A 21,183-nucleotide genomic window follows, 5' to 3' on the forward strand; every position below is an offset into this window, starting at 1 on the left:
CCAAAGTAGCGACAGGAGTGGTCAACAGTCACCTTTCCGGCCGGTCACCACAATGGTCAGGATCGGGGATGGAGATGCAGCAACATGCGGGTGTTGCCCAATGTGTTGGGCTTGACGTGCTCCAGATCGAGGAACTCGGCCACCCCCTCGTCGTAGGAAGCGAGCAGTTCGGCGTACACCTCCGGGGACACGGGAGTGCCGTGGATGGGCACGAATCCGTGCCGGCCGAAGAACGCGACCTCGAAGGTCAGGCAGAAGACCCGGCGCACGCCCAGCTCGCGGGCGGCGTCGATGAGCGCGGCGACGATCCGGTGACCCACGCCCATTCCCCGGACCTCGGGATCGACCGCGACCGTGCGGATCTCGGCCAGGTCCTCCCAGAGCACGTGCAACGCCCCGCAGCCGACCACCGCGCCGTCGTACTCGGCCACCCAGAACTCCTGGACGTCCTCGTAAAGGGTGACGGTGGTCTTCTTCAACAGCCGCGGCCCCACACCGGAGTACGCGTCGACCAGGCGGCGGATGGCACGGACGTCGGGGGTCCTGGCCCGGCGCACCCGCACTGCCCCGGGCGCGCGCTCGCCGCTCTCGGCTTCCGAGGGCCGGCCCGCAACCTGCTCCATGAACGGCCAGCCTAGTCGCCGGGCGGGCCGTTCGAGCGCGCGGCGAGGGTCCGCACGCCGACGGGAAGAAGAACGCGGAGTATCGGTCATGCCGAAACTCGGCGCCTCCCGACGAGCCTCACGCGGCGTATCCGTTCGAGCACGTTGCGCTCCCCCTCGGGTCGCGTTCCGGAAATTTCCCCTTTTAGCAAGGTCGCCGCCGCGGTGACCTGCCACGGAGGCGGGGTCCGGCCGGGTCGGCGCAGGCCGGATGGTGTTCCGCCTCTTTATCACGCGTGACCGGGTCGTGATCGTTCGGTTGTGGAACCTAGACGGAATCCGGAGTTCTGGTTGAGCAGGAACCCCCGGTGCACTAGTGTCCACCGACGATGCCGGTCATCGCGACAAGGCGCGACGACCGCGACCGCCGAGTCCCCGAGGCGCCATGCCGAGGGGAGCCGGGGAACCAACTGCGGAGATCCAGGTCACTCCCGGATCCTCAAGGGGTGAATCCGAAAGGTAGGGCTGCTCCGGCCCGAACCCGTCAGCTAACCCGGTAGGCGGCCAGAGTGCCGGGCAGAACGCCGCCGCCGACCGGGAGCCGCGCGGCGCGGGATCCCCCCTGCCGGGCACGCGTAGGAGAGGAGCTTTGGTGCGCATCTCTGGAGGACGATCCGCGGGCAGGCACGCCCGCGGGCGACGGCGCCGCCCCCGGTCTTCCGCCGGTGGCCCGATCCGCAGGGTCGCGCTCCTCGGCGTCGCGATCATCGCGATGACCTTCGGCGTGCCGGCGGTGTCCGCGACCGCCGATCCCGAGCCCAGCCTCAAGGAGCTGACCGCCGAGGTCGAGCGGCTCTACGACGAGATCGAGACCCTGACCGAGCAGTACAACGGCGCCCGGGTCAAGCTCAAGGAGGCCCAGCGGTCGGCCGAGCTCGCCAAGAAGACCCTCGCCACGAGCGAGGCCGAGCTGGAGACCCGGCGCAGGACGGCCAGCCTCCTCGCGCAGAACTCCTACATGACCGGCGGCTTCGACTCCGCCTTCGTGCTGCTCGGCTCCGACGACCCGGACTCCTACCTCGACCGGGCGTCCACGACGTACGCGCTCCAGATGCAGCAGGGCGAGGAGGTCGCGCAGGTCGCCAAGGCCATGGAGGCGGCCGAGCGGGCCAGGACCAGCGCCAAGGCCCGGCAGGCGGAAGTGAAGGACCTGCTCTCCGGCCTCGACGTGCAGCGCGAAAAGATCCGCAAGCTGGTCAAGAAGTCCGAGAGCAACCTCTACAGCAAGGTCGCGGGAAGCGTGACCAGGGGCAGCGCCGCCAGGCGGCTGGCCTTCCCCATCATCGGCGACGGCAAGGCCGCCGAGGCGGCGCGCTGGGCCCTCACCCAGCAGCTCAAGCCGTACGTGTGGGGCGCCGACGGCCCGAGCTCCTACGACTGCTCCGGGCTCGTCATGGCGGCCTACCAGCGGGTCGGGATCAGCCTGCCCCACTACACCGGTTCGCAGTGGTCGGCCGGCACGCACATCGACGTGAAGGACATGCGCCCCGGCGATCTGGTCTTCTTCTACAACGACCTGCACCACGTGGGCATCTACATCGGCGGCGGCTACATGGTGCACGCGCCGCGCACGGGCGACGTCGTGCGGATCGCCTCGCTGGCCAACCGGCCGATCGTGGGAGCCGTACGGATCGCCGACTAGCGATCACCCTGTGACGTCAGCCCCTGACCGGATCGACGGTCGGGGGCTGATTCGTGTGCGGCGGAGGAAGCCCGGCGCGGCCGGGGTCAGATCAGGCGGCGCCTCGCCGCCCAGGCGACCGCCTCGATGGCGGTCGCGACGCCGAGCCGGTCGCAGATGCCCCGCAACCGCCGCCGGACGGTGCGTCCGCTCACGTCGAGGCGACGGCCCACCCGATCGACGGTGCCGCCCTTGGCCAGCTCGGCCAGCAGCCTTAGGTCGTCATCGGTGAGACCGGCGCGTTCGCATTCCGACGCGGGGCTCTCGCCTCGGGAAACCACATCGGAAAGTGGCATCGTCGGCCCTCCCCCACCAGCATGATTTATCGGCTCGCCTTGGGAAGGTAAACACTTTGTTCAAAAATCGTCAAGTTCGGACTCTCATTGGTCATTGACACCGTGTACGGCAAAGCGCTGGTGTGGTTTGGGTCACGTAGTTTAGGTCATCGTCTTTATCCCGCATTTCCCGGCAAGCCGGGAAAACGCCGAGCGGGTCCCACGACCGAAAGGACTCACCGATCGGCGTCATAGGCGGCCCGGGCCGACTCGACCTCCGCCATGTGGACCTCGGCCCACTCCTTCACCGCGTACAGCAGGGGCATGAGGGTCCAGCCGAGGGGGGTCAGCTCGTAGTCGACCCGTACGGGCACGGACGGGGTGACCCGGCGGGACACGAGGCCGTCGCGCTCCAGAGTGCGCAGCGTCTGGGTGAGCATCTTCTGGCTCACACCGGCGACGGCCCGCGCCAGGTCGGTGTAGCGCAGCGGCCCGTCACCGAGGGCGCTCACCACCAGTCCGACCCATTTGTCGCTGAGACGGTCGAAGAGGCCCCGCGATGGGCAGGAAGGGTCATAGGCGTCGTACTGGCGCGGGGTCTCCGGTCGCCGCGCCGCCGAGGATGTCACCACAAGTCCTCCTTGAGGTAGGTTGCCCCACTTCCAGGATCTTTCTTCCCGAAAGAGAGTAACCCTCCCAAGATCATGCAGCAATCCCCCGGCGGGTCAACGCACCCGGCTACCCGCGGCCGGACGGCGGCCTGACCAGCGGGAACAGGATCGTCTCCCGGATGTTCCCACCGGTGAACGCCATGATCATGCGGTCGATCCCGGCCCCCACCCCGCCCGTCGGCGGCATGCCGTACTCCAGGGCCCGCAGGAAGTCCTCGTCGAGGCGCATGGCCTCCGGGTCGCCTCCGGCCGCGAGGAGGGACTGCTCGGTGAGGCGACGGCGCTGCTCGACCGGGTCGACCAACTCTGAGTAGGCGGTGCCCAGCTCGGTGCCGAACCCGATGAGGTCCCACTTCTCGGCCAGCAGCGGATCGTCCCTGTGCGGGCGGGTGAGCGGCGAGGTCTCCAGGGGGTAGTCCATGACGAACGTCGGCTGCACCAGCGTGTGCTCCACCAGCTTCTCGAAGATCTCCTGGACGAGCTTGCCCTGCCCCCACCCGGAGTCCCAGCCGACCCGATGCCGGTCCGCGTATCTCCGTACACGGTGCAGCGGGGTGCGCGGCGTCACCTCCTCGCCCAGGGCGGCCGAGACCGAGCCGTAGAGCGTGACGCGCGGCCACTCGGGCAGGCCGAGGTCGACCTCCTCGCCGTCGCGGACCACGACCGTCGTGCCCAGGGCGGCCACCACAGCCTGCTGGTACATCCGCCGGGTCAGATCCGCCATGTCGTTGTAGTCGAGGTACGTCCCGTACGCCTCCAGCATGGTGAACTCGGGGTTGTGCGTGGCGTCGACGCCCTCGTTGCGGAAGTTCCGGTTGATCTCGAAGACCTTCTCCAGCCCGCCGACCACGAGCCGCTTCAGGTACAGCTCGATCGCGATGCGCAGATAGAGGTCCATGTCGTACGCGTTGATGTGGGTGCGGAACGGCCGGGCCGCGGCGCCGCCGTGGATCGGCTGCAACATCGGCGTCTCGACTTCGAGGTAGCCCTCGTCGTGCCAGAAGTCCCGGACGGCCCGCACGGCGGCGCCGCGGATCCGCGCCATCCGCCTGGCCTCGTCGTTGACGATCAGATCGAGGTAGCGGAGGCGGACCCGCGACTCGGGATCGCTGAGCCCGGCGTGCTTCTCCGGCAGCGGGCGCAGGCACTTGGAGGTGATCCGCCAGTGCTCCGCCATGACGGAGAGCTCGCCCCGGCGGGAGGTGACGACCTCGCCCTCGACCCCGACGTGGTCGCCGAGGTCGACGTCGCGCTTCCAGGCCGCCAGGGACTCCTCGCCGAGCCGGTCGAGCGACAACATGATCTGCAGGTCGCCGGAGCCGTCCCTGATCGTGGCGAAGCAGAGCCGGCCGCCGTTCCGCGACAACATCACCCGGCCCGCGACGCCGACCCGGTCGCCCGTGGCGGCGCCCGGCCCGAGATCGCCGTACTTCTCCCGGACCTCGGCGACGGTCGCGGTGCGCGGGAAGCCCACCGGATAGGGGTCGATGCCCTCGGCCCGCAGCCGGTCCAGCTTCTCTCTCCGGACCCGCATCTGCTCGGGCACCCCGTTGAGGTCGTCGCTCACAGACAAAAGGCTAGCCACCGGATCGGATCCGGCTACGCTTCGCGAAAAATCATGCGCGTTAAGTGACGAATACTCTAAAGTGGGGCAGGTGATACGAATGTCGATCGACGTGGACGATGAGCTGCTCGCCGACGTCATGCGTCAACTGCCCGAGATGTCCACCGAAGAGGTCATCGACCACGCCCTGCGGCGGCTGATCTACCCCAGCCTCGTCCGTCAGCCGGTGTTCCGCGCGTAGATCAGCCGCAGGCCGATCAGCGTCAGCCACGGCTCGTGCACGTCGATCGTGCGCGCCTCGCTGACCACGAGCGGTGCGCCGGTGCCGGTGGCCACCACCGTCACCTCGTCCCGGTCGTCGGCCAGCTCGGCCGCCATCCGCTCGACGATGCCGTCCACCAGGCCGGCGAAGCCGTACACGATGCCGGACTGGAGCGCCTCGACGGCGTTCTTGGCGATGACCGACCGGGGCCGGATCAGCTCGACCTTGTGCAACTGGGCCCCGGCGGACGCGAGGGCGTCCACGGAGATCTCCACGCCGGGCGCGGTCACCGCGCCGATGTACTCACCGCGCGCGGACACCGCGTCGAACGACGTCGCCGTGCCGAAGTCGACGATCACGCACGGCCCGCCGTACAGCGTGGTGGCGGCCAGCGCGTTGACGATGCGGTCGCTGCCGACCTCCTTGGGGTTGTCCATCCGCACCGGCACGCCGGTCCGTACGCCGGGCTCGACGACGACGGCGGTCACGTCCCCGAAGTAGCGCCGGGACATGTCGCGCATCTCGTTCAGCACCGAAGGCACCGTGGAGCAGATCGCGATGCCGCTGATGTCGGCGTCCTTGAGCAGCGGCGACTGGCTGAGCAGCCCCTGCAGGACCACCGCTATCTCGTCCGCCGTACGCCGGGGGTCGGTCGCGATCCGCCAGTGCTCGATGACCTCTTCACCCTCGAACAGGCCAAGCACCGTGTGGGTGTTGCTGACGTCGATGGCGAGGAGCATGCCCCGATTATGCACTCTGTCGATCAATCCCTCACCATCACCGCGTTCAGGCACCACGGGGCCGGTCCGCCTCGCGCAGGTCCAGGGCGATGTCGAGCGCGGGCGCGGAGTGCGTCAGGCCGCCCACCGCGAGGTAGTCCACACCGGTCGCCGCCACGGCGGACGCCGTGTCCAGGGTCAGGCCGCCGCTGGACTCCAGCCGTGCCCGCCCGTCCACCAGGCGTACGGCCTCGGCCAGCTCCGCCACGGTGAAGTTGTCGAGCAGGATCTCCTCGGCCCCCTCCGCGAGCACCGGCTCGATCTGGTCGATGCGGTCCACCTCCACCTCGATGGGCAGGTCGGGGTAGGCCAGCCGTACGGCGCGGAACGCCTCGGCGACCCCGCCGGCCGCGACGACGTGGTTGTCCTTGATCAGCGCGGCGTCGTGCAGCCCCATGCGGTGGTTGACCCCGCCGCCGCATCGCACCGCGTACTTCTCCAGCGCGCGCAGGCCGGGCAGCGTCTTGCGGCTGTCACGGATCCGCGCCTTCGTGCCCGAGACGGCGTCCACCCACCGGCGCGTCAGCGTGGCGACGCCGGAGAGGTGGGTGAGGAAGTTCAGCGCGGTGCGTTCGAGCGTCAGCAGGTCGGTGGTCAGGCCGCGCACGGTCATCAGCACATCGCCGCGGGCCACCCGGTCGCCGTCCTTGGCGTGCCGCTCCACCGCGACCCCGCCGGGAGCCTGGCGGAACACCGCCTCCGCGACGGCCAGGCCCGCCGCCACACCGTCCGCGCGGGCGACCACGTCCGCGACGGCGGTCTGGTCGGCCGGGATCGTGGCGGCCGAGGTGACGTCCCGCAGGCCGGCCAGGTCCTCGGTGAGCGCCTCGGTCACCAGTGCGAGGAGGCGCGCCGGATCGACGCCGAGCCCGGCCAGCTCGGCGGACAGCTCGTCCGGGAGCTCCGCCGGCCGGTGGCCGGGCCGCTCCTCGTGGGCCGTGTGCCGCATGAACAGTCCCTCCTCTTCCAGGGTGATGTCGATGTGCCCCCGCCAGTGCCGGTCGTCGCGCGCGGGGTGGTCCTCGCGCCAGTGCGACCCCCGCGTCTCGCGCCGCTCGGCCGCCGCGCCGGTCAGGGCGCACGCGACGGTCAGCAGGTTCGTCGCCTCCCACGACTCGGTGCACGGCGCGACCGCGACCGGCGTCCACAGCGCGCCGGACAGGGCACGGGACACGTCGACCAGGCTCCGCTCGCTGCGCAGCACACCCGCGCCGCGGCTCATGTGGTTCTGGATCCTCGGCCGGGTACGCGGGTCGACCAGGCCCTCGTGGCGTCCGTCGTCCACCGGCTCGCCCGGCTCCGCCGAGGACGCCACCAGGTCGGAGGCGATCCGCTCCGCGAAGACCAGCCCTTCGAGCAGCGAGTTGGACGCGAGCCGGTTGGCCCCGTGGACGCCGGTGCACGCCACCTCTCCGCAGGCGTACAGGCCGGGGAGGGTGGTGCGGCCGCGCAGGTCCGTGCGGACGCCGCCGCTCGCGTAGTGGGCGGCCGGAGCGACCGGGATCGGCTCGGTGACGGGGTCGATGCCGTGCTCGCGGCAGGCGGCGAGGATCGTGGGGAAGCGCACCCGCCACTTCTCCTCGCCGAAGTGCCGCGCGTCGAGGTGGACGTGGTCGGCGCCGGTCTCCCGCATCTTCCGGGTGATGGCCTTGGCCACGACGTCCCTCGGCGCGAGGTCGGCCAGCTCGTGGACGCCGCGCATGAAGCGCTCGCCGTCCGCGTCGATCAGCACCGCGCCCTCGCCGCGTACGGCCTCGGAGACGAGGGGCTGCTGGCCGGTGGAGTCCTCGCCGAGCCACAGGACCGTGGGGTGGAACTGGACGAACTCGATGTCCCTGACGACGGCCCCCGCGCGCAGCGCGAGGGCGACGCCGTCCCCGGTGGACACGGCCGGGTTGGTGGTGGAGGCGTAGATCTGGCCCATGCCGCCGCTGGCCAGGACGACGGCGTTCGCCCGGGCGGCCCCGACGCCGTCGCGCGCCCCCTCGCCCATGACGTGCAGGGTGACGCCGCAGGCCCGGCCGCCGGCGTCCTTGAGCAGGTCGAGCGCGAGGGCGTGCTCAATGACCTCGATGCGCTGCTCGGTCGCCACGGCCGCGACGAGGGCGCGCTGCACCTCGGCGCCGGTGGCGTCGCCGCCCGCGTGGACGATGCGGTTGCGCCGGTGGCCGCCCTCGCGGGTGAGCTGCAGCTCGCCGCGCTCGTCGCGGTCGAAGCGGGCCCCGTGGTCCATCAGCCGCCGCAGCGCGTCCGGCCCCTCGGTGACCAGGACGCGTACGGCCTCCTCGTCGCAGAGGCCGACGCCGGCGACGAGCGTGTCCCTGAGGTGCTCGCCCGGCGTGTCGTCCGGGTCGAGCACGGCCGCGATGCCGCCCTGCGCCCAGCGGGTGGACCCGGCCGACAGCGTGTCCTTGGTGACGACCAGCACCTTCCCCACAGGGGAGAGCTCGGTGTAGCGGAGCGCCACGGTCAGTCCGGCGATGCCGGAGCCGATCACGACGACGTCGGCGTGGACGGTCCAGCCGGGGGCGGGCGCGGTGAGCTTTCTCGGAATCGCCACCATCGGGGGTTCCCCTTTCGTCACAATGACGATAACGCCCCAAGGATACGCGGCCCCACGGGCCCCCCTCCAAACCGCAAAGGCAGGGGATCTCCCAGGTCAGGGAAGGTCGACGGTGATGTTGTCGATCAGCCGGGTGCTCCCCACCTTGGCCGCCACCGCCAGGATCGCCTCGCCGTGGTGCTCCTCGCCCACGGGGGCGAACGTCGCCGGATCCACGAGCGCCAGATAGTCCAGGAGCAGCGGCGGCGACAGCCGGGCCGCCTCGTCCAGCACCGCCCGCGCCGCGTCCAGCACGCGGGACGGGCTCGCCTGGGCGGCCCCCGCGCGCAGCGCGCGGGACAGGTGGAGCGCGGTGCCCCGGTCGGCGTGCGACAGGTAGCGGTTGCGGCTGGAGAGGGCCAGGCCGTCCCCCTCCCGTACCGTGGGCGCGCCGACGACCGAGACCGGCACGTTGAGATCGCGGACCATGCGCCGGATCAGGGCGAGCTGCTGCGCGTCCTTCTGCCCGAAGACCGCGACGTCGGGCTGGACCAGGTTGAACAGCTTCAGCACCACGGTCAGCATGCCGTCGAAGTGGCCGGGCCGGAACGCGCCCTCCACCGTCGCGCCCATCGCCCCAGCGGACACCCCCACCTGGCTGCCCTCGGGGTACATGTCCTCGACCGACGGCGCGAAGACCACGCGTACGCCCTCTTCCGCGCACACCTCCAGGTCGGCCTCCAGCGTGCGCGGATAGCGCGCGAAGTCCTCGGAGGGGCCGAACTGCAGGGGGTTGACGAAGATGCTCACCGCCACGTGCTCGGCGTGCTCGTGGGCCAGCCGCATCAGCGAGCGGTGCCCGGGGTGCAGCGCCCCCATCGTGGGGACCAGCGCGAGCCTGCCGGGACCGATGGCCTCCCTCGCCTTGGCGAGCTCAGCACGGTCGCCCGCGACGATCACGTCCATATGTTCCCTCCCAGCGCGTCCAGGAGGCGCTCCGCGGTCTCGGGCTTGAGCAGCCCGGCGGCGAGCGCCCGGTCGGCGGTGAGCCTAGCGAGGGCGACATAGGCGTCCGCCGCCTCGGGTGCCGCGAGGATCAGGGCGTCCACGTGTTTGCGCACGGTGCCGGCGTCGCCGCGCACGACCGGGCCGGTCAGCCCGGCGATGCCGAGGCGCAGCACGTTGTCCAGCGCCGCCCCGAGCAGCGGGCCCAGCATCCGGCCCGGATGCTCGACGCCGATCCGCGACAACAACTCCTGAGACTCGGCGATCAGGGTGACCATGTGGTTGGCCGCCCCCGCGATGGCCGCGTGATAGAGCGCGCGGTCCTGGTCGGCGATCCAGACCGGCTCGGCCCCCATCTCGACGACGAGCGCCTCGGCCACCGGCCGCAGCATCACCGGAGCCGTCACACCGAACGACGCGCCGGTGAGCCGGGCCAGGTCGTCGTCGCGGCCGGTGAACGTCATGACCGGGTGCAGCGCCAGTGGCAGCGCCCCGGCCTCGGCCGCCGGATCGAGCACCGCCAGGCCGTACGCGCCGCTGGCGTGGACGAGGAGCTTGCCGCGCAGGTCGGCGCCGGTCGCGGCCAGCCCGGACACCAGGTCGGGCAGCACGTCGTCCGGCACGGTGAGCAGCACCAGGTCGGCCCGCCTGAGCACCTCCTCCGGCCGGCTCAGCTCGACGCCGAGCCGCTCGGCGGCCCGCCTCCTGGACGAGTCGGAGACCCCGCTGGCCGCCACCACCCGGTGGCCGGCCTGGGCGAGCGCGGCCCCCAGCACCGAGCCCACGCGCCCCGCGCCGAGCACCCCCACAGCAAGCCGCCCGGGGCGGTCACCTGTATCCATGACGCCTCCCTCCCGCCCAGCGTAACGGCGGCGGGCATCGCAGTGTCTGATTGCGCTCGCTCCGCTCGCGCGGCTCGGGGCGCCCGAAGTCGGCTCGTGCCCTCCTCGCTCGGAGTCGCTCGTTCCTCGCTCCCCGCTCGCTCGTCGGTTACTCCACCGCCGCGCCCCTCGCGTGACGGTTCAGCGCCGTAATGCCGGGGGTAGCGCTCGGGGCTGTGTTTGATCGCCTCGCTTCGCTCGGCGGGCTCGGGGCGCCCTCAGGCGATGTCTTCCCTCGTCACTCGGGACTCGTTCCTCAGTCCAGACACCGCCGCGCCCCGAGCGTGATGAGCGGCCGCCGTCATGATCGATAAGGCTCGCGCGGGCGCGGGGCGCGAAGTGGGTCCCGCCGTACGGCGGTAACGTCGGTCGGCGTGTGGGTCACCTGGCGGGAGGCGACGCGGCGGGCGCTGTACGGCGACGGCGGGTTCTACCTGCGTGAACGGCCGGGCCGGCACTTCCGCACGTCGGTCCACGCGTCGCCGGCCTTCGCCGGGGCGGTGCTGCGCCTGCTCGGGGAGGTGGACGAGGCCCTCGGAGGCCCGCAGATCCTCGACCTGGTCGACGTCGGCGCGGGGGACGGCCTCCTCGCCGCGTCCGTGCTCGCGCTCGCCCCGTCCGGGCTGGCGGGCCGGCTGCGGGTCACGGCGGTGGATCTGTCACCGCGGCCGGACGGCCTGGACGACCGGGTGGCGTGGGTGGCCGCCGTTCCCGACGAGGTCGCCGGGCTGGTCTTCGCCAACGAGTGGCTCGACAACGTGCCGGTCGACGTGGTGGAGCTCACCGGGGACGGGCCGCGCCTGCTCCTGGTGGACCCCGAGACCGGCGAGGAACGGCCCGGCCCCGCCCCGGACGGAGCCGACCTGGCCTGGCTCGCGCGCTGGTGGCCGCTGCGGGCCGAGGGCGACCGGGCCGAGATCGGCCGCCCCCGCGACGACGCCTGGGCGTCCCTGCTCGTACGGCTCACGCGCGGGACGGCGGTCGCCGTGGACTACGCACACCCTGTGGACGACCGCCCGGCAGCCGGGACGCTGGCGGGTTACCGCGACGGCGCGGCCGTACCACCCGTGCCGGACGGGTCGTGCGACATCACGGCGCACGTGGCCCTGGACGCGTGCGCCGCGGCCGGAGAGCGGGCGGGCGCGCGGACGACGACGCTGACGACGCAGCGGGAGGCCCTGCGGCGGCTGGGCGTCACCGGAGCCCGGCCGCCGCTCGCGCTGGCGCACTCCGACCCGCGCGGCTACCTCCGGGCGCTGGGGCGCGCCTCGGAGGAGGCCGAGCTGATCGACCCGGCCGGGCTCGGAAGGTTCGGCTGGCTCAGCCAGTCACGCTGACCTTGAGCGACTCCAGCCCCCGGATGATGTAGCCGGGCTTCCACACGGGCTCCTCGACCAGCTCGATGGCCGGGGCCGCGTCCAGCAGCGCGCTGAACGACTCCACCAGCTCGACCCGGGCCAGCGGGGCGCCCAGGCAGAAGTGGATGCCCGCGCCGAACGAGATGTGCGGGTTGTCCACCCGGCCGACGTCCAGCCGGTCGGGGTCGGGGAAGACCTCGGGATCCCGGTTGGCCGAGCCGAAGAGCAGCCCGATCTCCACGCCGCGCGGGATGGTCACCCCGCCGACCTCGATGTCCTCCAGCACCCAGCGCTCGAACATCTGCAGCGGGGTGTCCCAGCGCAGCAGCTCCTCGATCGCGGTGGGCATCAGGCTCCGGTCGGCTCGCAGCCGCTCCAGCTCGCCCGGGTTGCGGAAAAGCGACCACCAGCCGTTGCCGGTGACGTTCACCGTGGCCTCGTGGCCGGCGTTGAGCAGCAGCACGCAGGTGCCGATCAGCTCGTCCTCGGTCAGCCGGTCGCCCTCGTCCACGACCTGGGCGAGCGCGGAGATCAGGTCGTCGCCCGGCTGGTCCTTGCGCGTCCTGGCCAGGTCGCGCAGGTACTCGGCGAATTCCTTCGCCGCGCGTACGGCGGTGTGCTGGGCCTCGGGGGAGGGGTTGAGCTCGTACATGCCGCAGATGTCGGCGGACCAGGGCCGCAGCAGGTGCCGGTCGGCCTCGGGCACGCCCAGCATCTCGGCGATCACGGTCACCGGGAGCGGCTCGGCCACCTCGGCGAGCAGGTCGCCGCCGCCGCGCTCGACCAGCCCGTCCACCAGCTCTCTGGCGATCTTGCGGACCCGGGGGCGCAGCGCCTCGACCATCCGGGGCGTGAACGCCTTGGACACCAGGCGCCGCAGGCGGGTGTGGACGGGCGGCTCGACGTCGAGCATCCCGGCCCGGACCACCCTCCAGAAGGGTTCCTGGAACTCCGGCTCGGGTTCCCGGCCGAACGCCTCGTGTGAGGCGACGTGGAGGTAGGAACGGCCCAGCCGCCGGTCGCGCAGCAGCGTGTTGACATCGGCGTGGCGGGCGATCAGCCACTGGCCGGTCGGCTCGAAGAAGCTGACCGGCTCGTTCTCACGCAGATCGGCGTAGACGCCGTACGGGTGGGCCACGAACTCGGGATTCCAAGGATCAAACTTCACAAAGCAACCATACGAAGCATTTTCCCTGGTCGCATCACCCGGAGCCCCACCACATACGTCACATTTCGGGCAAACGGCGGCTTGCGATGGCGGGGAGGGGGTGGGTTATAGTGCCGCACAGGTCATGAGCGCCAGCGCAAAGCCCCGGCTTGCTGGCCGGCAACCCTCGCGTCCGCGGCGGGGTGCCCCGGGTGAGGACCAGGTCCGGCGCGAAGCGCGCCGGTCAAGCGCGGGCTCCGCCACCGATGCCACGGCCGGGGTCCCTGACCCGAGGAGGCCGTCGTGTCCGTGATCTCGCTCCCCGCCGTCCCCGCCCCCGCCGAGGCCGCCCCGTCCCGGCCGATCCCCGCCGTCGTCGGCGCCGACCTCCAGGTGCCCGTCAAGGGCGGACGGCTGGTGCCGTACGCGAACCTCGACTACGCGGCGAGCGCGCCGTGTCTCGAGCCGGTGAGCGCCGCCGTCGCCGCCGCGCTCCCGGCCTACTCCAGCGTGCACCGCGGCGCCGGATACGCCTCCCAGCTCACCACCGCCAGGTACGAGCGGGCGCGGCACACCGTGCGGGCCTTCGTCGGCGCCCGCACCGGCGACGCGGTGGTCTTCACCCGGAACACGACCGACGCGATGAACCTGCTCGCCCGCAGCCTGCCCGAGGGCACCACGGTCGTCGTCTTCGACACCGAGCACCACGCCTCGCTGCTGCCCTGGCCCGACGCCGTACGGCTCGCGCCCCCGGCCTTCCCCGGCGAGGCGATCAGGGCCGTGGACGAGACGCTCGCGGAGATCGAGGGCCCCGCCCTGCTCGTCGTCACCGCGGCCTCCAACGTGACAGGCGAGCTGTGGCCGATCGCCGGGCTGGCCCACATCGCCCACCGGCACGGCGCCCGCATCGCCGTGGACGCCGCCCAGCTCGTCCCGCACCGGCGGCTCAACCTGGCCGCGCTCGACCTCGACTACGTGGCGTTCTCCGGGCACAAGCTCTACGCGCCGTTCGGCGCCGGAGCCCTGGTCGGGCGGCCGGACTGGCTCGCTGCGGCCGCGCCGTACCTGCTGGGCGGGGGCGCGGTGACCTCCGTCGGAGCGCGCGACACCAGCGACCGGGACGGCTCGGACGGCGCGGAGACGCTGTGGAGCGACGACCCCGAGGTGCGCCACGAGGCCGGCACGCCGAACGTGCTGGGCGCGATCGCCCTCGCCGCCGCCTGCGACGCGCTGGCCGCCACCGGCTGGACCGCACTGGTACGCGAGGAGGAGCGGCTGGTGGCCCGGCTGCGCGCGGGCATCGCCGGCATCGAGGGCGTGCGCGAGCTGTCCCTCTGGGGCCCGGACCACCCCAGGATCGGCATCGTGTCGTTCACCGTGGACGGCCTGACCGCCCGCGAGGTCGCCGAGGCCCTCTCGGCCGAGCACGGCATCGGCGTCCGGGACGGCAAGTTCTGCGCCCACCCGTTCGTCCGCCACCTGCTCGGCACCGCCGACGGCGGCTGCGAGGACGGCACGGCCAGCGCCGTACGCGCGTCGATCGGGATCGGCACGACCGACGAGCACGTGGACCGGCTGATCGAGGCGCTGCGCTCCCTGGCCGCGACCGATACACGCGTTTCCTCCTGATCGGTCCATCCTGGACCGGCCCGGGACGTGGGAGCATGGGCCGTATGACAGGAGAGCCTCGGGCCACCGGCGCGTTCCAGGAACGCGTGGTGGGCGTCGGGTCGGGCGCGGGAGCGGTCGCGCCCCGGGAGCTGGCCACCGAGGACATGGTCCTCAACATCGGACCGCAGCACCCCTCGACGCACGGCGTGCTGCGGCTGCGGCTCACCCTGGACGGCGAGCGCATCATCGGCGCCGAGCCGATCATCGGCTACATGCACCGGGGCGCGGAGAAGCTGTTCGAGGTGCGCGACTACCGCCAGATCATCGTCCTGGCGAACCGGCACGACTGGCTGTCGGCCTTCGCCAACGAGCTCGGCGTCGTGATCGCGGTCGAGCGCATGCTCGGCATGGAGGTCCCGCAGCGCGCAGTCTGGGCCCGCACGCTGCTGGCCGAGCTCAACCGGGTGCTCAACCACCTGATGTTCCTCGGGTCCTACCCGCTGGAGCTCGGCGCGATCACCCCGGTCTTCTACGCGTTCAACGAGCGCGAGACGCTGCAGCACGTCATGGAGGAGATCTCCGGCGGACGCATGCACTACATGTTCAACCGGGTCGGCGGCCTCAAGGAGGACCTGCCGCTCGGCTGGCTCGACCGCGCCGCCGCGGCCGTGGCCGACGTGCGCCGCCGCCTCCCCGACATCGAGGCGCTGATCGCCGGCAACGAGATCTTCCTCGCCCGGACCGTCGGCGTCGGCGCCCTCTCCCCCGAGACGATCATGCAGTACGGCGTCAGCGGCCCCATCGCGCGCGCCTCCGGCGTCGACTTCGACCTGCGCAGGGACGAGCCCTACCTCGCGTACGGCGAGCTGCCCGTCCGGGTGGTGACCAGGACGGCGGGCGACTGCCACGCCCGGTTCGAGGTGCTGCTCGACCAGGTCAAGGCGTCCCTCGACCTGGCGGACGCCTGCCTGGAGCGGATGCGGGACCTGCCGCCCGGGCCGATCAACCAGCGCCTGCCGAAGATCCTCAAGGCCCCCGAGGGGCACACGTACGCCTGGACGGAGAGCCCGCTCGGCATCAACGGGTACTACCTGGTGTCCCGGGGCGAGAAGACCCCGTGGCGGCTCAAGCTGCGCAGCGCGTCGTTCAACAACGTGCAGGTGCTGCGCGAGCTCCTGCCGGGAAACCTGGTCGCCGACATGATCGCGATCCTCGGCTCGATGTTCTTCGTCGTCGGCGACATCGACAAGTAACGCCGATCAGGTGCGGTCCTTCGGCTCGCCCGGCACCCGGCAGCAGTGCTCCAGGAAGAGCGCCGCGCAGATCAGCACGACGCACGAGGCGAACGAGCCGCCCGCGACGAACGCGTCCTGCCGCGGCTGGGGCAGGTCGAGCAGGTTGAGCACGTGGAACACGAACCCCGCGAACACCCCGGCGAACACCGCGCCCGCGTGGGCGGTCGCCTTCGCCAGGGCGGCCAGCCGGGCCACCGCGAGCGGCTCCGGCGGCTTGGTGCCCGGCCTGCGGCGGATCCTGGCCCGGGTCAGCCAGCCCGTGTAGCCCTCCCCGATCGCGAGCAGCAGCAGCGTCGGGATCGCGCTCCAGGGCACCGTCGGAAGCTGGGAGTAGGTCTTCTGCAACAGCCCCCAGGTGATCGCCGCGAAGACCACCACCAGGCCGACCAGCACTCCGGGGTTGCTGGGCTTCACACGCGCTCCTCGGACGACATCAGGCGGGGGGCTCCAGGACGAGGTCGTCGCGCAGCCGTACACCGGCCCGGTCGAGCCCGGCGAGCAGGTCCGCCACCGCACCGCGCCCCGGAAGCGTCGCGTCCGGATCGGCCCGCGACCAGGGGACCAGCACGAACGCCCGCTCGTGCGCACGGGGATGCGGGAGCGTGAGCTCGGGATCGTCGGACACGATGCCGTCCACCATGATCAGGTCCACGTCGAGGGTGCGCGGCCCCCAACGCTCCACCCGCGTACGGCCGAAGGCGTTCTCGACGCCCTGGGCCCGCTCCAGGAGCGCCCGCGCGTCCAGCATGGACTCGGCCACGACGACCGCGTTGAGGTACGGCCCCTGCTCGGGCCCGCCGACCGGGTCGGTCTCGTAGACGGGGGAGACCGCGACGAACGTCAGCCCGGGAGCGTCGAAGAGGGCGTCGAGCGCCCCCTGGAGGTTGTCCATCCGGCGGCCGAGATTGCTGCCGAGCGCGAGCACCACCCTCATGCGCGGCCCCTCCTGACCGTCACCACCACGTCGTCGAACGGCAGCGGGATGGGCGCGGCCGGCTTGTGCACGCTCACCTCCACCTCGTCGACCCGGTCGTACGAGAGGCAGAGGGCGGCGAGGCGGTCGGCGAGGGTCTCGATGAGGTTGACCGGCTCACCCTCGACGGTCTCGACCAGGCGCACGGCCAGCGCGCCGTAGTCCACCGTCTTCGTCAGGTCGTCCCCCGCTGCGGCCGGCGCCGTGTCGAGGAACAACGTCACGTCGACCACGAACTCCTGGCCCAGCTCGCGCTCGGCGGGCAGGCAGCCGTGCCGGCCCCGCGCCCGCAACCCCACCAGACGGACGCTGTCGCTTGGGCGGCTCACTCTTCTTCCTCCTCCTCGTCCTCGCTCTGCAGGACGGGAGAACCGTGGTAGAGCCACAGGCGCCAGCCCTCAGGGGTGCGAACGTAGGTGCTGGACGCGACCACCCGGCCGGCGGCGAACCCCGGCTCGTCGGTGTCCGCCGCGGTCAGGATGTTCTCCGCGCAGGTCAGCACGGCCACGTCGCCGAGCACGCTGGTCCGCACGTCGGTCAGCACGAACTGGATGTACGGCGTGTTCGCCATGATCAGGGCCCACGAGCGGAGCACCTCGGACCGGCCGGTGAGCATGGGCCAGCCGGGATGGACGCACATGGCGACCCGATCGCCGGCGTCCTCCACCCAGATCTCGGACATCCGGTCCAGGTCGCCGCTCTCGATCGCGTCGTAGAACTCCTGGTTGAGCTCCTCAACGTCCTTCATCGGCTGCCTTCCAGGCGGCGGCGACGCGCACGGCGTCCGCGTTGGGCCCCACCTGGTGGACGCGGACGCACCAGGCGCCCTCCCGCGCGGCGAGCGCGGTGACCGCCAGCGTGGCGTCGTCGTTGCGATCGAAGGGGCGTGGCCTGCCCTCGGCGTCGGCCAGCAACCGTCCGAGGAAACGTTTCCTGGACGCGCCGATCAGCACCGGGTGCCCCAGCTCGGCCAGCCGGTGGATGCCGGCGAGCAGCGCCCAGTTGTGCTCGGGGTTCTTGGAGAAGCCGAGCCCGGGGTCGATGACGATCTGCTCCTCGCGCACACCCTCGCCGAGCACCGAGTCGACCCGCTTGCGCAGCTCCTCGCTCACCTCTGTGACCACGTCACCGTACATCGCTCGGCTGTCCATGTCGTGGCTGTGGCCCCGCCAGTGCATCACGACGTACGGCACGCCGGTGGCCGCGACCACTCTCGGCATCGCCGGGTCGGCCAGCCCGCCGCTCACGTCGTTGACGAGGACGGCTCCGGCCTCCACGGCCGCCTCGGCGACCTCGGCCCGCATGGTGTCGACGCTGACCGTCACGCCCTCCTGCCGCAGGACGCGGATCACCGGCTCGACCCGGCGCAGCTCCTCGCCCAGCGGGACCCGGGCGGCGCCGGGGCGGGTGGACTCGCCGCCCACGTCGACGATGTCGGCGCCCTGGGCGACCAACTCCAGCCCGTGGGCGATGGCGGCGTCCACGTCGAACCACTGCCCCCCGTCCGAGAAGGAGTCGGGGGTCACGTTGACCACGCCCATGACCAGGCAGCGCCCGGGGGCGGGCATCCCGGGCACGTCGTGTGTGGTCATGCTCCCCTCCTCTTCCGTGTCGGAGGTGACGGGCGGTGTCCGGATCAGTTCCGCCCGAGGATCAGCGACATCGCCTCGGCGCGCGTGCTCTCACAGGTGCGGAAGTCGCCCCTGACCGCGGAGGTGATGGTCTTGGCGCCCGGCTTGCGCACTCCGCGCATGCTCATGCACATGTGCTCGGCCTCGATCACGACGATCACGCCACGGGGTTCGAGCACCCGCATCAGCCCGTCCGCGATCTGCGAGGTCATCCGCTCCTGCACCTGCGGCCGGCGGGCGTACACGTCCACCAGCCGGGCCAGTTTGGACAGCCCGGTGATCTGCCCCTTGGCGTTCGGCGTGTATCCGACGTGGGCCACGCCGTGGAAGGGCAGCAGGTGGTGCTCGCAGGTCGACATCACCTCGATGTCCTTGACCAGCACCATCTCGTCGTGGTCGGCGTCGAACATCGTGGTGAGCGCGTCCTCGGGACGCTGCCCGAGGCCCGCGAACTGCTCCGTGTACGCGCGCGCGACCCGGGCCGGGGTGTCGCGGAGGCCGTCCCTGTCGGGGTCCTCGCCGATGGCGAGGAGGATCTCCCGGACGGCCTTCTCGATCCGGCCCTGGTCCACGTGATGGGGCTCAACCGTCACGGTCAGGCCTCGTCCTTCTGCGGCGCCTGGTCGTTCATCCAGGGGGCCGGGCTGCCGGCGGGCAGGGCCTGGCCGTTGCCGTTGGCCCGCTCCTTCGGCGTGATCACCGGCGGGCGGTCGGACGGGAGGCGCTTGCCGTACCCGGCGTACGACGGCCGCTTCTCCTTGATCTGGACCGGCGCGAAGACCTCGAGCACCTGCTCGCGGGAGAGGGTCTCCTTCTCCATGAGCTCCAGCACGAGGTTGTCGAGCACGTCACGGTACTGGACGAGGATCTCCCACGCCTGGTCGTGCGCGGACTCGATCAGCCGGCGGACCTCCTCGTCGATCGTGGAGGCGATCTGCTCGGAGTAGTCGCGCTCGTGGCCCATCTCGCGGCCGAGGAAGACCTCGCCGTTGCCGCTGCCGAACTTGCGGGCGCCGAGCTTCTCGCTCATGCCGTACTCGGTGACCATGCGGCGGGCGATGGAGGTGGCCTTCTCGATGTCGTTGGACGCGCCCGTGGTGGGCTCGTGGAAGACGAGCTCCTCCGCGGTGCGGCCGCCCAGCAGCATCGCGAGCTGGTCCATCATCTCGGACCTGGTCGCCAGGAACTTGTCCTCCATCGGCAGCGTCATCGTGTAACCGAGGGCGCGGCCGCGGGACAGGATCGTGATCTTGTGGACCGGGTCGGAGTTGGGCAGCGCGTGCGCGACCAGGGCGTGACCGCCCTCGTGGTACGCGATGATCTTCTTTTCCTCGTCCGACATCACGCGGGACTTGCGCTCCGGACCGGCCATCACGCGGTCGATGGACTCCTCGAGGGTGTTCATCGAGATGAGCTTCTGGTCCTGGCGGGCGGTCAGCAGCGCCGCCTCGTTGATCACGTTCGCGAGGTCGGCGCCGGTGAAGCCCGGCGTGCGCCGCGCGATGACGTCCAGGTCGACGTCCTGGGCGAACGGCTTACCGCGCCCGTGGACGCGCAGGATGCCCTTGCGGCCCTCCAGGTCGGGCCGGTCGATGACGACCTGCCGGTCGAAACGGCCGGGACGCAGCAGCGCCGGGTCGAGGATGTCGGGCCGGTTGGTCGCGGCGATGAGGATGACGCCGCCCTTCACGTCGAAGCCGTCCATCTCGACGAGGAGCTGGTTCAGCGTCTGCTCGCGCTCATCGTGGCCACCGCCGAGACCGGCGCCGCGGTGGCGGCCCACCGCGTCGATCTCGTCGATGAAGATGATCGCCGGGGCGTTCGCCTTCGCCTGCTCGAACAGGTCGCGGACGCGCGAGGCGCCGACACCCACGAACATCTCGACGAAGTCGGAACCCGAGATCGAGTAGAACGGCACCCCGGCCTCGCCGGCCACGGCCCTGGCGAGCAGGGTCTTACCGGTGCCGGGCGGGCCGTACAGCAGGACGCCCTTGGGGATCTTGGCGCCGATCGCCTGGAACTTGGCCGGGGCCTGCAGGAACTCCTTGATCTCCTGGAGCTCCTCGATGGCCTCGTCGGCACCCGCGACGTCGGCGAACGTCGTCTTTGGCGTGTCTTTGGTGATCAGCTTCGCCCGCGACTTGCCGAAGTTCATGACCCGGGAGCCGCCGCCCTGCATCTGGTTCATGATGAACAGGAAGATCAGGACGATGATGATGATCGGCAGGAAGCTGACCAGCAGGCTCACGAGGAAGTTCTCCCTCGGAACCTCGACGGTCCAGCCCTTGGAGGGGTTGGCCTTCGCCAGCGCCTCGGTGAGCTGCACGCCCTGGCCCTGCACCCAGGGGGCCTGGATGCGGTCGACGGACTTGCCGGCCACGTCGATCGGCTTGTTCAGCGTCAGCTCGACCCGCTGATCCTTGTCGACGACTGTGGCATTCTTCACGTTGCCCTGCTGGATCTGCTGGACAACAGTGGAAGTGTCGGCCGTGGCGTAGTTGCCGTCACCATTGAACATCGTGGTGACGAGCAGGAGAAGCACGACGATGCCCAGGATCCACAGAAGTGGCCCACGTGTAAATCGCTTGAGATCCATCCGTTGCGGAACCCCGGCGGGCCCGTCCCTTCCTGACCAAGGCCTGGCCCCGGGTGGAACCCGGGTCGCGGCATCCCTCGCCGCTCCTACTGACTACCCGCAGGTAACCGAATGGCACCCGCAGATATCCGAAGGTACACCGGGCCGCCGCATGCGGTAACTGCAAGAGCGGCTCCGGCTTTACCTTTCCAACGTACGTGACGCAATCCGTGTTCCCCACCTGGGAGCGGATCGCCCGCGTACAAGGGGA

21 protein-coding genes and 2 riboswitches are annotated in these 21,183 nt (G+C 71.4%); of the genes, 5 read left to right on the forward strand and 16 right to left on the reverse strand.

Annotation, left to right across the window (positions count from 1 at the left end):
- Positions 1–56: 56 nt before the first annotated feature.
- Positions 57–623, reverse strand: coding sequence for an amino-acid N-acetyltransferase (locus AWQ70_RS26170; protein ID WP_067181172.1), 567 nt, complete (start codon positions 621–623; stop codon positions 57–59).
- Between the two features lie 394 nt (positions 624–1,017).
- Positions 1,018–1,179, forward strand: a riboswitch (cyclic di-AMP (ydaO/yuaA leader).
- A gap of 75 nt (positions 1,180–1,254) precedes the next feature.
- Here AWQ70_RS26170 and AWQ70_RS26175 point away from each other — a divergent pair.
- Complete coding sequence (locus AWQ70_RS26175; RefSeq protein WP_245647156.1) at positions 1,255–2,304, forward strand: C40 family peptidase; 1,050 nt, start codon at positions 1,255–1,257, stop codon at positions 2,302–2,304.
- A gap of 86 nt (positions 2,305–2,390) precedes the next feature.
- On the opposite strand, the gene AWQ70_RS26180 is transcribed toward AWQ70_RS26175, so the two are convergent.
- The 3 genes from AWQ70_RS26180 to lysX all read right to left on the reverse strand — a co-directional run bounded on the left by AWQ70_RS26180 (position 2,391) and on the right by lysX (position 4,994).
- On the reverse strand, positions 2,391–2,639 hold the full coding sequence (locus AWQ70_RS26180) for a helix-turn-helix domain-containing protein (protein WP_157530407.1): 249 nt from the start codon (positions 2,637–2,639) through the stop codon (positions 2,391–2,393).
- 215 nt (positions 2,640–2,854) lie between these two features.
- Positions 2,855–3,250 carry a winged helix-turn-helix transcriptional regulator gene (locus tag AWQ70_RS26185; RefSeq protein ID WP_067181178.1) on the reverse strand — a complete coding sequence of 132 codons (396 nt, stop codon included), beginning with the start codon at positions 3,248–3,250 and terminating at the stop codon, positions 2,855–2,857.
- 106 nt (positions 3,251–3,356) lie between these two features.
- A complete protein-coding gene (gene lysX / locus AWQ70_RS26190; RefSeq protein WP_084517825.1) occupies positions 3,357–4,994 on the reverse strand; it encodes a bifunctional lysylphosphatidylglycerol synthetase/lysine--tRNA ligase LysX in 1,638 nt (545 codons plus the stop codon).
- Here lysX and AWQ70_RS39985 point away from each other — a divergent pair.
- Positions 4,954–5,094 carry a type II toxin-antitoxin system VapB family antitoxin gene (locus AWQ70_RS39985; RefSeq protein WP_169808745.1) on the forward strand — a complete coding sequence of 47 codons (141 nt, stop codon included), beginning with the start codon at positions 4,954–4,956 and terminating at the stop codon, positions 5,092–5,094. The genes lysX and AWQ70_RS39985 overlap by 41 nt on opposite strands.
- On the opposite strand, the gene AWQ70_RS26195 is transcribed toward AWQ70_RS39985, so the two are convergent.
- From AWQ70_RS26195 to AWQ70_RS26210, 4 genes are all read right to left on the reverse strand, one after another.
- Positions 5,073–5,855 carry a type III pantothenate kinase gene (locus AWQ70_RS26195; protein ID WP_067181181.1) on the reverse strand — a complete coding sequence of 261 codons (783 nt, stop codon included), beginning with the start codon at positions 5,853–5,855 and terminating at the stop codon, positions 5,073–5,075. The two genes, AWQ70_RS39985 and AWQ70_RS26195, sit on opposite strands and share 22 nt — an antisense overlap.
- A gap of 46 nt (positions 5,856–5,901) precedes the next feature.
- Positions 5,902–8,457: an L-aspartate oxidase gene (locus AWQ70_RS26200; RefSeq protein ID WP_067181185.1), complete on the reverse strand. Its 2,556-nt coding sequence runs from the start codon at positions 8,455–8,457 to the stop codon at positions 5,902–5,904.
- Between the two features lie 96 nt (positions 8,458–8,553).
- Complete coding sequence (panC, locus tag AWQ70_RS26205) at positions 8,554–9,402, reverse strand: pantoate--beta-alanine ligase (RefSeq protein ID WP_067181189.1); 849 nt, start codon at positions 9,400–9,402, stop codon at positions 8,554–8,556.
- A complete protein-coding gene (locus AWQ70_RS26210; protein ID WP_067181192.1) occupies positions 9,393–10,283 on the reverse strand; it encodes a Rossmann-like and DUF2520 domain-containing protein in 891 nt (296 codons plus the stop codon). The genes panC and AWQ70_RS26210 overlap by 10 nt, the downstream gene beginning before the upstream one ends.
- Before the next feature lie 413 nt (positions 10,284–10,696).
- Between AWQ70_RS26210 and AWQ70_RS26215 the strand changes: the two genes are divergently transcribed.
- Positions 10,697–11,659, forward strand: coding sequence for an SAM-dependent methyltransferase (locus AWQ70_RS26215; RefSeq protein ID WP_067181195.1), 963 nt, complete (start codon positions 10,697–10,699; stop codon positions 11,657–11,659).
- Here the strand turns inward: AWQ70_RS26215 and AWQ70_RS26220 are convergent.
- Positions 11,643–12,848 (reverse strand): cytochrome P450, encoded by a 1,206-nt coding sequence (locus AWQ70_RS26220; protein WP_067181198.1) that lies wholly within the window; start codon positions 12,846–12,848, stop codon positions 11,643–11,645. The genes AWQ70_RS26215 and AWQ70_RS26220 overlap by 17 nt on opposite strands.
- Positions 12,849–12,968: 120 nt before the next feature.
- Positions 12,969–13,084: riboswitch (SAM riboswitch) on the forward strand.
- Positions 13,085–13,139: 55 nt separating this feature from the next.
- On the opposite strand from AWQ70_RS26220, the gene AWQ70_RS26225 reads away from it, so the two are divergent.
- Together AWQ70_RS26225 and AWQ70_RS26230 are read left to right on the forward strand one after the other, a co-directional pair.
- The gene (locus AWQ70_RS26225) at positions 13,140–14,456 is read left to right on the forward strand and encodes an aminotransferase class V-fold PLP-dependent enzyme (protein WP_067181315.1); all 1,317 of its coding nucleotides are present in this window, start codon (positions 13,140–13,142) and stop codon (positions 14,454–14,456) included.
- A 44-nt stretch (positions 14,457–14,500) separates the two neighbouring features.
- Positions 14,501–15,691 carry an NADH-quinone oxidoreductase subunit D gene (locus AWQ70_RS26230; RefSeq protein ID WP_067181201.1) on the forward strand — a complete coding sequence of 397 codons (1,191 nt, stop codon included), beginning with the start codon at positions 14,501–14,503 and terminating at the stop codon, positions 15,689–15,691.
- A gap of 6 nt (positions 15,692–15,697) precedes the next feature.
- Here AWQ70_RS26230 and AWQ70_RS26235 read toward each other — a convergent pair whose 3' ends face one another.
- From AWQ70_RS26235 to ftsH, 7 genes are read right to left on the reverse strand one after another with little or no spacing between them, the layout of a single operon-like run.
- The gene (locus AWQ70_RS26235) at positions 15,698–16,147 is read right to left on the reverse strand and encodes a DUF3180 domain-containing protein (protein WP_067181202.1); all 450 of its coding nucleotides are present in this window, start codon (positions 16,145–16,147) and stop codon (positions 15,698–15,700) included.
- 19 nt (positions 16,148–16,166) lie between these two features.
- Positions 16,167–16,667 carry a 2-amino-4-hydroxy-6-hydroxymethyldihydropteridine diphosphokinase gene (folK, locus tag AWQ70_RS26240; RefSeq protein ID WP_067181204.1) on the reverse strand — a complete coding sequence of 167 codons (501 nt, stop codon included), beginning with the start codon at positions 16,665–16,667 and terminating at the stop codon, positions 16,167–16,169.
- Positions 16,664–17,035 carry a dihydroneopterin aldolase gene (gene folB / locus AWQ70_RS26245; protein ID WP_067181207.1) on the reverse strand — a complete coding sequence of 124 codons (372 nt, stop codon included), beginning with the start codon at positions 17,033–17,035 and terminating at the stop codon, positions 16,664–16,666. The genes folK and folB overlap by 4 nt, the downstream gene beginning before the upstream one ends.
- On the reverse strand, positions 17,032–17,454 hold the full coding sequence (locus tag AWQ70_RS26250) for a nuclear transport factor 2 family protein (protein ID WP_067181210.1): 423 nt from the start codon (positions 17,452–17,454) through the stop codon (positions 17,032–17,034). The genes folB and AWQ70_RS26250 overlap by 4 nt, the downstream gene beginning before the upstream one ends.
- Positions 17,441–18,298 carry a dihydropteroate synthase gene (gene folP / locus AWQ70_RS26255; protein WP_067181213.1) on the reverse strand — a complete coding sequence of 286 codons (858 nt, stop codon included), beginning with the start codon at positions 18,296–18,298 and terminating at the stop codon, positions 17,441–17,443. The genes AWQ70_RS26250 and folP overlap by 14 nt, the downstream gene beginning before the upstream one ends.
- Positions 18,299–18,342: 44 nt before the next feature.
- Entirely contained in the window at positions 18,343–18,930 is a 588-nt protein-coding gene (gene folE, locus AWQ70_RS26260; RefSeq protein ID WP_066945722.1) for a GTP cyclohydrolase I FolE, read from the reverse strand.
- A gap of 2 nt (positions 18,931–18,932) precedes the next feature.
- Positions 18,933–20,933 (reverse strand): ATP-dependent zinc metalloprotease FtsH, encoded by a 2,001-nt coding sequence (gene ftsH, locus AWQ70_RS26265; RefSeq protein ID WP_067181216.1) that lies wholly within the window; start codon positions 20,931–20,933, stop codon positions 18,933–18,935.
- Positions 20,934–21,183: the final 250 nt, after the last annotated feature.

This window comes from Microtetraspora niveoalba (assembly GCF_001570405.1).
Taxonomy (GTDB): Bacteria; Actinomycetota; Actinomycetes; order Streptosporangiales; family Streptosporangiaceae; genus Microtetraspora; species Microtetraspora niveoalba.